The 12,775-nt window shown below is 30.2% G+C and carries 12 protein-coding genes; 8 read left to right on the top strand and 4 right to left on the bottom strand.

What is annotated here, in order from left to right:
* The first annotated feature begins 117 nt into the window (after positions 1–117).
* From ACW9UN_RS04030 to ACW9UN_RS04020, 3 genes are all read left to right on the top strand, one after another.
* The gene (locus tag ACW9UN_RS04030; RefSeq protein ID WP_459484107.1) at positions 118–1,740 is read left to right on the top strand and encodes a DUF1800 domain-containing protein; all 1,623 of its coding nucleotides are present in this window, start codon (positions 118–120) and stop codon (positions 1,738–1,740) included.
* 2 nt (positions 1,741–1,742) lie between these two features.
* The gene (locus tag ACW9UN_RS04025) at positions 1,743–3,320 is read left to right on the top strand and encodes a T9SS type A sorting domain-containing protein (protein ID WP_459484105.1); all 1,578 of its coding nucleotides are present in this window, start codon (positions 1,743–1,745) and stop codon (positions 3,318–3,320) included.
* A 128-nt stretch (positions 3,321–3,448) separates the two neighbouring features.
* Entirely contained in the window at positions 3,449–4,399 is a 951-nt protein-coding gene (locus ACW9UN_RS04020; protein WP_459484104.1) for a GSCFA domain-containing protein, read from the top strand.
* Positions 4,400–4,408: 9 nt separating this feature from the next.
* Here the strand turns inward: ACW9UN_RS04020 and ACW9UN_RS04015 are convergent, their stop codons facing one another.
* Both ACW9UN_RS04015 and ACW9UN_RS04010 read right to left on the bottom strand, forming a co-directional pair.
* On the bottom strand, positions 4,409–4,687 hold the full coding sequence (locus tag ACW9UN_RS04015; protein WP_459484101.1) for a rhodanese-like domain-containing protein: 279 nt from the start codon (positions 4,685–4,687) through the stop codon (positions 4,409–4,411).
* Positions 4,688–4,721: 34 nt separating this feature from the next.
* Positions 4,722–6,476, bottom strand: a complete 1,755-nt coding sequence (locus tag ACW9UN_RS04010; RefSeq protein WP_459484099.1) for an aromatic amino acid hydroxylase — start codon at positions 6,474–6,476, stop codon at positions 4,722–4,724.
* A gap of 422 nt (positions 6,477–6,898) precedes the next feature.
* Here ACW9UN_RS04010 and gpmI point away from each other — a divergent pair, with 422 nt between their 5' ends.
* The 5 genes from gpmI to ACW9UN_RS03985 all read left to right on the top strand — a co-directional run bounded on the left by gpmI (position 6,899) and on the right by ACW9UN_RS03985 (position 11,229).
* Entirely contained in the window at positions 6,899–8,416 is a 1,518-nt protein-coding gene (gene gpmI / locus ACW9UN_RS04005; RefSeq protein WP_459484098.1) for a 2,3-bisphosphoglycerate-independent phosphoglycerate mutase, read from the top strand.
* Positions 8,416–9,027 carry a thioredoxin family protein gene (locus ACW9UN_RS04000; protein ID WP_459484096.1) on the top strand — a complete coding sequence of 204 codons (612 nt, stop codon included), beginning with the start codon at positions 8,416–8,418 and terminating at the stop codon, positions 9,025–9,027. The genes gpmI and ACW9UN_RS04000 overlap by 1 nt, the downstream gene beginning before the upstream one ends.
* Before the next feature lie 166 nt (positions 9,028–9,193).
* Positions 9,194–10,003, top strand: a complete 810-nt coding sequence (gene map, locus ACW9UN_RS03995) for a type I methionyl aminopeptidase (protein WP_459484094.1) — start codon at positions 9,194–9,196, stop codon at positions 10,001–10,003.
* A gap of 44 nt (positions 10,004–10,047) precedes the next feature.
* Positions 10,048–10,422, top strand: a complete 375-nt coding sequence (locus tag ACW9UN_RS03990; protein ID WP_459484092.1) for a GxxExxY protein — start codon at positions 10,048–10,050, stop codon at positions 10,420–10,422.
* Between the two features lie 30 nt (positions 10,423–10,452).
* Positions 10,453–11,229, top strand: coding sequence for a class I SAM-dependent methyltransferase (locus ACW9UN_RS03985; protein ID WP_459484090.1), 777 nt, complete (start codon positions 10,453–10,455; stop codon positions 11,227–11,229).
* A 16-nt stretch (positions 11,230–11,245) separates the two neighbouring features.
* Here the strand turns inward: ACW9UN_RS03985 and ACW9UN_RS03980 are convergent, their stop codons facing one another.
* Both ACW9UN_RS03980 and ACW9UN_RS03975 read right to left on the bottom strand, forming a co-directional pair.
* Entirely contained in the window at positions 11,246–11,671 is a 426-nt protein-coding gene (locus ACW9UN_RS03980) for a hypothetical protein (RefSeq protein ID WP_459484089.1), read from the bottom strand.
* Between the two features lie 25 nt (positions 11,672–11,696).
* Entirely contained in the window at positions 11,697–12,722 is a 1,026-nt protein-coding gene (locus ACW9UN_RS03975; RefSeq protein ID WP_459484087.1) for an FAD:protein FMN transferase, read from the bottom strand.
* Positions 12,723–12,775: the final 53 nt, after the last annotated feature.

Raw genomic sequence — 12,775 nt, 5'->3', positions numbered from 1 at the left:
AATCACATATATTTTAAAGTATTAGCATAAGTTACTCTGTATTTGCTTGTTGTATTTTTTTAAGTTAAATTTGGTATCTATCCTATTAGTTTTTATCAAATTAAAAACTAAAAATTTATGCCATATTTAGATACATATGTAGGAAATTGGTCTGCAAAAGAAGCCAGACATTTGCTCAAAAGAACTTCTTTTGGAGTATCTCAAACCTTAACAAAACAATCCGTTTCACTAGGCTTATCAGCAACCATCAATAAACTTTTTGAAGAAAAGCCTTTACCTGAACCACCACTTAAATATGAGTTAGATGGCACGAATAGAAATGAAGTAAACGACCCAGATGTAAATTACGGAGAAACTTGGGTAAATGCACATCCTTATCCAAAAGTAGACACAAATCAAGATAGAAATAGAATTTTAAGATATAGAAACCGTTCACTGTATGCTTGGTCTTTTTTACAGATGCAAGATGCTGGTATTTCTATCAGAGAAAAACTAACCTTATTTTGGCACAACCATTTTGTTGCAGAAAACACCAATCCGCATAGAGAGTTTTACTACATAAACACCATCAGAAAAAATGCCGTTGGTAACTTTAAAGAGCTCACTAAACAAATTACTATAGACCCAAATATGTTGATTTATTTGAGTGGGAATCAAAATACAGATGAAGCGCCTAATGAAAATTATTCTAGAGAGTTATTAGAACTTTTTACTGTGGGTAAGGGTGATGCAATTGGTAATGGAGATTATACCAATTACACAGAAGAAGATGTAAAACAAATGGCAAAAGTGCTTACTGGTTGGAAAGCAAGATGGATTCAACACGAAGACGCTAACAACTCTTATTTTGGGAATTGGCATCATGCAAAAGGTAACAAAACATTATCTCATCGATTTGATAGTGCTGTAATTACAGAAAATGGCGAAAACGAATACAAAGATTTAATTGATAAAATTTTTGAACAAGATGAATGTTCAAAATTTATTATGAGGCAATTATATATTTGGTTCGTAAACCATGAAATTACACAAACTATTGAAACCAACATCATAGCACCTTTAGCTAAAATTATTAGAGATCATAATTACGAAATTGCGCCTGCTTTAAAAGTACTTTTATCTTCAGAGCATTTTTATGATAACACGTTTTGTATGGTAAAAAGCCCTATAGATTTAATGTTTTCCGCAACAAAATCACTCATGGTATCTGCGCCTAAAACATCTCTAAAAGAAGAGTATGATTTTGCAATGGTATTGTATTTAGCTTGTACAGATTTAAATCAATCTATTTTTCATCATCCTGATGTTGCAGGTTGGAAAGCCTACTACCAAGCTCCTTTGTATTACAAAAGTTGGGTCAATAGTTTTCTACTGCCTAAAAGGTTAGATTACTGTAGAATTTTAGTTACTGGTGGAGATTTAATTATTGATGAAAAAAAATATACGGTACCTCCTCTTGTACCTGTGTTGCAAATTGCAGCAGGAATTACAAATGCATCAAACCCAAATATATTAATCTCAGAATTGGCTAATCAATTATTTAATTATACAATTACCGAAGATCAAATTACTAGTTTAAAAGATATTTTAATTCCGGGATTACCCGATTTTGAATGGACCGTTGAATATTCTGACTATTTGGCAAATACATCAAATATTGCCACAGCTTTATCTGTAGACAAAAAGTTAAGAAGCTTAATTGCGGTGATGGTTCAAATGTCTGAATTTCAAATCATGTAATTATGAAGAAGTATCAAAAGTTAAACCGTAGAGATTTTATAAAACTAAGCTCAATAGCTTCAGCTTCTTTACCAATTGCATTAAGTGGATTTCCTGTTTTTGCTCAAAATCAACCCAAATCGTATCAATTTTCTACAGAGAACGATAATGTATTAGTATTGATTCAGTTACAAGGTGGAAATGATGGATTAAATACTATTTTTGATTTAAATCAATATGATAATTTACAAGCTGTACGCTCTAATATTATTATTCCTGAATCAGAATTATTAACAATAAATGGCAGTACTCGATTGCATCCTGAACTTTTAGGAATTCAAAAAATTTGGCATCAAGAAAAATTAGGAATTATACAAAATGTAGGGTATCCAAATCAGAATCGCTCTCATTTTAGATCTACAGATATTTGGAACTCAGCTTCTGATGAAAATGAGTACATTTCTTCGGGTTGGATTGGTCGTTTTTTTGATGTAAATCATTCTACATTTCCAGAAAATTATCCAAATGAAAACAATCCAGATCCGTTTGCCATAACTATTGGAAAAGTAGTTTCTGAAACATGCCAAGGAACCCGTGTAAACTTTTCTATGGCTATAGAAGATCCTGAAAACCCAGGAACTGCACTAGTTTCTAATACAGGAAACATTCCGAACAACTGTTATGGTGATGCCTTAAACTTTGTAAATGACACCATAAAACAAACCAACGCTTATGCAGATGTACTTAAAAAAGCGGCAAATTCTGGAAATAATTTATCAACAAAATATACAAGTTCTAAACTTTCAGAAAAGTTAAAACAAGTTGCCAAATTAATTTCTGGCGGTTTAAAAACAAAGGTTTATGTAGTACAAATTGGTGGTTTTGACAATCATGATAATCAAGTTGTTGCAGGTGAAACAAATACGGGTAAACACGCTAATTTATTAAAAGAATTGTCTGATGCTATGGCTGCTTTTCAAGATGATTTAAATTTATTAAATATTGATGATCGCGTTTTAGGTATGACGTATTCTGAATTTGGAAGAAGAATTCGATCAAATGCTGGTTTAGGTACAGATCACGGAACTGCTGCACCTCTATTTGTGTTTGGTAATTGTGCTAAAAATCAAGTTTTAGGTGATGCTCCAGAAATTGACACACAGGTAGATGACAATGAAGGTGTGCAAATGCAATATGATTTCAGAAACGTATATCGTACCGTTTTAACAGATTGGCTAGGTGCAAGCAAACAAGAAGCTAATTCTATTTTATTTGATGAATTTGATGCGCTTCCACTATTTAAATCGGGTTGTTCTGCTGCGCTTTCTACAGATGATGTATTACTATCAACATCAGAAATAAAAGTATATCCAAACCCAACTACAGATTTTATAAATATTAAATTTTTTGGTACTAATGAGCCATTAAAGATTACATTGTTTAATTCTTTGGGTGCTGTTATTAAAACCATTACTCATCAAAAATACAGTTCTATTCAACATTCTATTCGAGTTGATATTTCATCTTTACCATCAGGGAATTACTTTGTACATTATCAAACTCGAGGAATTTCTAAAACAAAAAAGCTTTTGAAGTATTGATATTTTTTTAATAATACGCAAAGTATTTTAATTATAAATGAATACGTAATTTTTAGAGGTCTAGATTAACCATCAAATTTCAGTATTTTTACCATACAAAATTATATTGATCTGAAATTGGCACTAACATGAAGCTCCAAACCAATATTCCACTACAAAAAGAAACCAGAAATCAAATTGATTATCGTTCAAAACTTTTATTATTAGGTTCTTGTTTTTCTGAAAATATTGGAAAAAAATTCGACTATTTTAAATTTCAGTCTACACAAAATCCATTTGGTATTTTATTCCATCCAAAGGCAATAGAAAGGTTTATTACAAATGTAATTAATGAAAAAGAATACACTAAAGAAGATGTTATTTATCAAAATGAACGTTGGCATTGTTTTGATGCACATTCCAGTTTAAGTTCAACAAACAAAAATGAACTTTTAAAAAACTTAAATTATGAGATTTCTAAAACTTACTCAAGAGTAAAAGAAGCATCACACATCATTATTACATTAGGCACTGCTTGGGTTTATCGATTTATAGAAAAAGATACCATCGTGGCAAATTGCCATAAAATTCCACAAAAAAAATTCTTAAAAGAACTGTTAACTATTGATGAAATCATAGAAAGTCTAGAATCTATAATTGTGCTTTTAAAATCAGTCAATAAAAACATCAACATTCTTTTTACAGTATCTCCTGTAAGGCATCTAAAAGACGGTTTTACAGAAAACACATTAAGTAAAAGCCATTTAATTGCAGGAATTCATGGTGTTGTTAATCAAAGAAAAAACATCCACTACTTTCCATCTTATGAGATTATGATGGATGAATTGCGTGATTATCGTTTTTATGCAGAAGATATGATTCACCCAAATACAACTGCCATCAATTATATTTGGGATAAATTTACAAAAACCTGGTTTTCAGACAAAACCATACCAATTCTAAAAGAAATTGACACCATTCAAAAAGGAATTTTACATAAACCTTTTCATGAAAAATCAGAAAAACATCAACTTTTTTTGAGAAATTTATCTTTAAAAAAAGACAAAATCACTACTCAATTTCCTTTTATGAAATTTTAAAAGAGCTGATTATTTAATGTGCTCTGCTACGTTTTGCCATGGGCCACCATTTATAACATCTACACCATTTTGCTTTAAAAACTGAGTAGCTTGGCCACTTCTTCCTCCACTTCTACACACTGCAATTATTGGTTTTTTCCAAGATTTAATTTGGTCAACCTCAACAGGTATTAAATTTAACACAATATGCTTTGCGCCAGCAATATGCCCTTCATTCCATTCTTGTTGCGTTCTTACGTCTAAAACTACGGCTCCTTTTTCTAAATATTCTTTAATTTCTACACTCATATCTTTTCGTTTAAAAATATCAAATAACCCCATATTATTTTGGTTTAACTGTCAGCAAATTTAAACCATTTTCAATAAGATTTGTGTAACTTTTATTACTTTTTAAATCATTTAAAACCTCTAAAATTTCTTTTTGTAAAGAAAAATTATTCTTTAACGCTAGTTCATAAATTTCTAATAGTAATAACCAATCTTTAGCAAAGGTTGTTTTTAATTGATAAAATATTGCGGCTACTTTTTTTTCTGTGGATGAATTTTCTTCTCGCATTTTACGAACTTCAGCATACAAAGCATACAACATTTTCTCTTTTTCGGAATATGTTATTTTATGTGTTTTTACCTCTGACACTTTGTTAGTATCTGAAAAAGAATTTACATCTGCAGCACCTGCGTAAGCAGATATTACCTCCTTACCCACAGCCATATCATACAATCCCCATTCTGGTTTAAAAAGAATTTTATCTTTATAAGTAACTGTACATTCATCAAAAGTGATGATTAATATTTTACCTCGTAAATCTCGTGTTCCAGTAATTGCTTTTCCTTTTAAAACAACACCACTTTCAAATTCTAAGGTCATAAATTCACCTTCGTAAATTCCGTAAGCTTTTAAATCTCTAGGGCTCATGTCTTCTATTGGCAAATTAATTCCTTTTAATTTACCAATTGGGCTTCCAAATCCGTTTGTATGTTTTTGGGTTCCATGGCCAATCAATTCTTTATCTCTATTCGCTAAAGCTGTTTTTCCTTTGGTTTGAAAATAAGCAACTTTGTTATTTTTAAATTGAATAACACTATCAAAATTTCCTGAAATCTGAACACCTGTTGTTAACTCTATAGTACCAATATTTTTAGAATCTATTAATTTTTTAATTCCATGTAAACCTCCATTTCTTAATGCCATTGTATTAGCAAATTCATCTAAAACCAGACTTAAGTACGCAAAATCTGGGGTTACAAATAACTGAGGTTGTGGCTTTGTAATATCAAAATTAATTGTGGCAGCCTCAATAGAATAAGGTAGTTTTTTAACCTTTTCTTGCAAACACCAAGCACTTTCGCCAATTGAAGAGAGTAATCCTGCACCGTAAATTTTAGGATTTTCTAAAGTTCCAATCAAACCATACTCAACTGTCCACCAATGTAAATTTCTAATCATTGCCATTTCCGACAATTCGCCCATATTTTCTTGCAACCATTCTACTTTTTCTTGAGCTTCCTGAATTTGTTCTGGGGTAGAATTCGGATTTTCTTTTAAAATAGATAACAAGCGGATGGCTTCATACATTTCATAGTCTTTGGCAGATGAAATGGCTTTACTACCAATTTCTCCAAAACGCCTTAAATATTCTGCATATTCTGGATTTGCAATAATAGGTGCATGACCTGCAGCCTCGTGAATAATATCTGGTGCTGGTGTATATTCAATATGATTTATGGTTCTCATTTCAGACGCAATCACCAAAACGTTATAAGCTTGGAATTCCATAAAGGCATTTGGCGGAATAAAACCATCTACAGAAACAGCTGCCCAACCAATTTCTTTTAAGATTCGATTCATACCTTCCATTCTTGGAATATTCTCTGTAGAAATTCCTGTTTTTTTTAATCCTGGAATATAAGATTTATGCGCAACTTTACTTAAATAATCAATATTCATTCGCATAACGTACCTCCAAACAGCTTGATTTTGAGCAGTATATTCATCATAAGGTTGCTTTACTACAAACTTGTGTAAATGTTTGGGTAGTTTTCTTGTTACCTCGTTCATTTCGAAATGAGAATCCATTGATTATTTAATAAAATTTGGAACGTAAAATTACGAATTTTGTAATTAATCGATGCTTTTTTTAATGTTAAAACTCATATTATTACTGTAATTAGATTTTAACTATTAAATATACAATTGTAATCTTTTCTTTAATACTGCTTTTGATAGTTAAAAAATGGAATATTAGATTTAGTAAAAGTATTTCAGCAAAGAATAAAAATTCAAAAAATAACATGTATAAGAATAGCATCTAATTTTATTTTTACAATGAAGCTACTTTTATAAATCAAGGAAAAATTTTGTTAGTGCACAAAAAATCATTTATATAAATTTTTATCCTTTTTGTATTGCAACATCAAAAACAATTTACGTTATCGGTTTCGTAAAATTTTAAAAATATCTCCAAAATCTTTCTTATTTTTACCTAATAAAACTACAAAATGGACAAGAAAGTAATCTTAATGATTTTAGATGGTTGGGGAATTACACAAGACCCAAAAGTATCTGCCATATACAATGCAAAAACACCATATATCAATTCTTTATATGATAAATATCCGAATGCAGAATTAAGAACTGATGGAGAACATGTTGGTTTACCTGAAGGACAAATGGGTAATTCTGAAGTAGGACATATGAATTTAGGTGCTGGTAGAATTGTTTATCAAAATTTAGCTAGAATTAATAAAGCTGTAAAAGAAAAAACGCTAGGTAAAGAAAAAGTGTTGTTAGATACTTTTAAATATGCCAAAGAAAACAACAAAAATGTGCATTTATTAGGCTTGGTTTCTAATGGAGGAATTCATGCACACATAGATCATTTAAAAGGAATTATAGATGTTGCTAAAGAAAATGAAGTAAGCAATGTTTTTTTACATGCCTTTACAGATGGTAGAGATTGTGATCCAAAATCTGGAACGTATTTTATTAATGATGTGCAAGAGTATATGACAAAAAGTGTTGGTGAATTAGCATCAATTACTGGTCGTTATTACGCAATGGATAGAGACAATAGATGGGAACGTATAAAAGAAACCTATGATGGTTTAGTAAATGGAATTGGTACAAAAACTACAGATGCTATTGCAACTTTAAATGCCAATTACGAAGCGGGTTTAACAGATGAATTTCATAAACCAATCATTATTACCAACGAAGACGGATCTCCAAAAGCACAAATTAAAGAAGGTGATGCCGTAATTTTCTTTAATTATAGAACTGATAGAGGTAGAGAACTAACCAACGTTTTATGTCAGAATGATTTTCCTGATTTTGGTATGAAAAAACTAGACTTGTATTATACTACAATTACGATGTACGATTCTTCTTTTAAAGGAATTAATGTAATTTACAATAACGATAATATAAAAAACACTTTAGGAGAAGTTTTATCTGCTGCTGGTAAAAAACAAATCAGAATTGCTGAAACTGAGAAATATCCTCACGTTACTTTCTTCTTTTCTGGAGGACAAGAAGAACCTTTTGAAGGTGAATCTCGAATTTTAAGAAACTCGCCAAAAGTTGCTACTTACGATTTAAAACCAGAAATGTCTGCCTACGAATTAAAAGATGCACTTTGCGAAGATTTAGAAAAAGGCGAAGCTGATTTTGTTTGTTTAAACTTTGCAAACGGAGATATGGTTGGCCATACAGGAATTATGGAAGCTGCCATAAAAGCTTGCGAAACTGTAGACGAATGTGCAAAAGCAGTTATAGAAACTGGATTAGCAAATGGTTATTCAACTTTACTAATTGCAGATCATGGAAATTGTGAAACCATGATGAATCCTGATGGATCACCTCATACAGCACATACCACAAACCCAGTTCCTTTTATTTTAATTGATGATGAAATAAAATCGATTAAAAGTGGAATTTTAGGTGATATTGCACCAACAATTTTAGATTTAATGGGTGTAGATCAACCAGAAGAAATGACGCAAAATTCGCTTTTATAATGTTAAAAAAAATCACACTTTTATTAGCTATTGTTGCCTTTATTTCTTGTAATACAAGTAAAACTACTGTAACCAACAAAGAAAAAGAAGTAACAAAAGAAGCTGTAAAAGTAAAAGAATACATTAAAGTAAAAGCCAAAGAAGCAAGTGCCACTAAGAATGATAGAGGTTATTTAATAGGTTTTGCAGATAAAAATTCGTTTGCAGATGATGCTTATAAATCTTGGTTTAACAGCAGATATAGTGAGTACGACACAAACAAAGAAGTTATCGAAAAACTAAAACCTATTATTAATAATTTTACCATTAAAGGTTTTATGGGTACTTGGTGTGGAGATAGCAAAAGAGAAACTCCGCGTTTTTATAAAATACTAGAAGAAACTGGTTTCGATTTAAATTATTTTGAATTAGTTACTGTTGGTAGAAATAAAAAAACACCAGATAATTTACAAGAAGGTTATCATATAATAAGAGTGCCAACTTTTATTTTTTATAAAGAAGGTAAAGAAGTAGGACGTTATGTAGAATATCCTAGAGAGAATTTAGAAAAAGATATTTTAAAAATACTTACAGGAGCACCTTATAAACATTCTTACGATAAAAGCGAATAAAATCTTTTTTTAGTAAAGATACTTACAGACACGAATTTTAAAGATTAAACAATAAATCTCTAAAATTCGTGTCTTTTTTTCATATACATACTTGTGGATTAGCTTTGCAGAAATCAGCAAATAATTACTAATAAATATAGTAACTTTGCATTTCAATTTTTAGAGAATGATTCATATTAAAACCAGAGAAGAAATAGAAATTATGCGCGAAAGTGCATTAATCGTTTCTAAAACTTTAGGTATGTTAGCTAAAGAAGTTAAACCTGGAGTAACTACTTTATATTTAGACAAATTAGCAGAAGAATTTATAAGAGAACAAGGAGCAATTCCTGGTTTTTTAGGGCTTTACGATTTTCCGAATACACTTTGTATGAGTCCGAACTCGCAAGTTGTTCATGGATTCCCAACTAACGAACCTTTAAAAGAAGGCGATATTATTTCTATAGATTGTGGTGCTTTAAAAAATGGTTTCTATGGAGATCATGCATATACTTTTGCTGTTGGTGAAATTGATGCTGAAACCAAAAAATTATTAGAAGTTACCAAAGAGAGTTTATACGTTGGAATTAGAGAATTTAAAGTTGGCAAAAGAGTTGGCGATGTTGGTTATGCTATTCAGAATTTTACCGAAAAACATGGTTATGGAGTGGTTAGAGAATTAGTAGGCCATGGTTTGGGTAGAAAAATGCACGAAGACCCAGAAATGCCAAATTATGGTAGAAGAGGTAGAGGAAAAAAGTTTGTAGAAGGTATGGTTGTAGCCATAGAGCCAATGACAAATATGGGCACTCATAAAATAAAACAACATGCAGATGGCTGGACAATTACTACTTTAGACAACAAACCATCTGCACATTTTGAGCATGATGTTGCCATTGTTAACGGAAAACCAGAACTACTTTCTACTTTTAAATATATAAATGAAGCTTTAGGTATTGTTACTGATGAGGAAGACGAATTCCGACAAAATATTTAGACACGAATTTCACCGATTTTCACGGATAAATTAATTTTAAGAAAATGAACAATTTACTTTACAAAGAAGAAACTTATAAAATTATAGGTATTTGTATGGAAGTTCATAATCAATTAGGAAAAGGATTTAATGAGATCGTTTATAGTGATGCCCTAGAAATCGAGTTGATTGATAACAATATTAAATATTCAAAAGAGAAAAAATTCAACATCAGTTATAAAGGAAATATACTGCCTCATGCATATAGAGCAGATTTTATTATTAATGATAAAATAATTTTAGAGATAAAAGCTGTGCAATGTTTAACCTCTTCTCATATTAAACAAACATTAAACTACCTAGCCGTTTCTAGTCTTAAATTGGGTTTACTAATTAATTTTGGTGAAGATAGTTTAAGATATAAAAGAGTAATTTTATAACACTATTATCAGTGTAAATCTGTGAAATCCGTGTCAAACAAAATCTTTAAATCCATATTAAATTCAATTCCAAGACCTTGGCTCATAAAAGCGAGTTATGTGGTGCGTCCAATTATTGCATTAACTTTAAAAGGAAATCAATTTACAGATCCTATTGATGGCAAATCGTTTCGTAAATTTTTGCCTTATGGTTATGGTAAACAGCGCGAAAATGCACTTTCTCCATCAACTTTATCATTAGAAAGGCATCGTTTAATGTGGTTGTTTTTAAAGGATGAAACCAACTTTTTTACATCAACCAAAAAATTAAAAACATTACATATTGCTCCTGAGCAATGTTTTTTAGACATCTTTAGAAAACAAAAAAACTTAGAATACATTACTTCAGATTTAGAAAGTCCGATTGCAGATGTTAAGGCAGATATTTGCGATTTACCTTTTAAAGACAATGAGTTTGATGTTGTTTTTTGCAATCATGTTTTAGAACATATTACAGACGATAAAAAAGCAATGCAAGAATTGTATAGAGTCTTAAAAAAAGGCGGATTTGGTATTTTTCAAATTCCACAAGACTTATCAAGAGAAACAACTTTTGAAGATGATTCTATTACAGATAAAAAAGAACGTGCTAAAATTTTTGGTCAATATGATCACGTAAGAGTTTACGGAAAAGATTACTTTAACAGACTACGTTCTGTAGGTTTTAAGGTTGATGAAATAGATTATACCCAAAAAATATCATCAGAAAAAGTAAAACAATACTGTTTAATGAAAGGCGAAATTTTACCTGTTTGTTATAAAAAATAAAATATTTAAAATATTTTTAGAATTTAGCCATACCTCTTCTTCTTAATTTATACTGCAATTTTTTAAGTGTTTTTCTAGATAAATTGTATAGTTCTACATTCTGTCTATAATCACTTGTATATTTATTAGTTGCCAATAGAAAATATTGCTTTGAATAAATATGTGACTTTTCTAAAAAACTGATCTGCTGTCTTATTGTTTTTTGTTTATGATGTATTTCAAAATAGGCTCTAGCTCCTAAACTGGCAATATTTTTATCTTTAATCACACCCAATAATTTTACAGCTTTATTAAAGTTGATCAATGCTTCTGAGTAATCGATACTTTTTTCGATTGCCCTATTTGCTTTTCGAATGTAGCTATAGGCCAATTTTCTATTAGATTGCGCATTTACCTGCAACATCCCAAAAACTAATACTACTATTGTTATAATTTTTTTCATAATCAATATTCTAATCTTTTTAAAATTAATATGTAGAAAACTCTTGTAAAGAGCCATCAGCATCTGCATAAATTAAAATTACTTTTAAATCTTCTTTTGTTTTTAAAAATAATTTTGTTTTTTCTAAACCCATGGCCATAAAAGCAGTTGCATAAGCATCAACGTCGGCACAGTCTATATTACCAATTACAGAGGCGCTCAATAAATTACTTTCGGTAGCTAAGCCGGTTTTAGGGTTTATGGTATGCACATATTTTTCTCCATTGTCTGTAATTCTAAATTTTCTATAATTGCCTGAGGTAGCCATAGATTTGTTAGACAAATTTATTACTTTAAAACCATTATTATCGTTTGCTTTTACAGGGTTTACTAATTTAATCAACCAAGGTTTATGATTGGCTTTTGTTCCTTTTGCTCGTATTTCTCCACCAATTTCTATTAAATAATTATCAACGCTTTTAGCGTCTAAAAAACGAGCAACAATATCAATTCCTAAACCCTTAGCAATAGAATTAAAATCTAAATACACTTTTGGATGCTCTTTAATAATTTTATCGTCTTTAAGCATAACTTTATTTAATCCTACAAATTGCATGTAGTTTTCAATTTCTTCTTGGGTAAGGTCTTTTTTCTCGTTTTTTGGTCCAAATCCGTAGGCATTCACTAAATTTCCTACTGTTGGATCAAAATAACCATTTGTTTCTCTATAAATTCGCTGAGATTTTTGCATTACTTCTTTAAAAATAGTGTCGATAGCAATTCCTTTTTCGCCTCTATTAATTTTTGAAATTGCTGAATTTGGAATGTAAGTAGAAACTGAATTATTGATCTTTAAAAATAAACTGTCTAATGATTTTTGGTAATTTTTTGTTGCATTTAAATAGGTAATCTTATACGATGTTCCAAAAACACCTCCTTGTAACACAAAATCTTGTTTAGCTATTTCTTGTTTGCAGCTGGTAACTACAAGAAATATTACGATAAAATTTAAGATATGCTTGGTTTTCATTTGATGAAATATTTTTACAAAAATAGTATATAAAATTTTCACAAAATCTTGTTTAATGTATTTATTATCTCTCGATTTTGTTAAATTTGTAACCT

The sequence above is a fragment of the Polaribacter litoreus genome (genome assembly GCF_054584775.1).
Note: the sequence above shows the minus strand (reverse complement) of the source record. Positions and strands in the feature narration are given on the sequence as shown.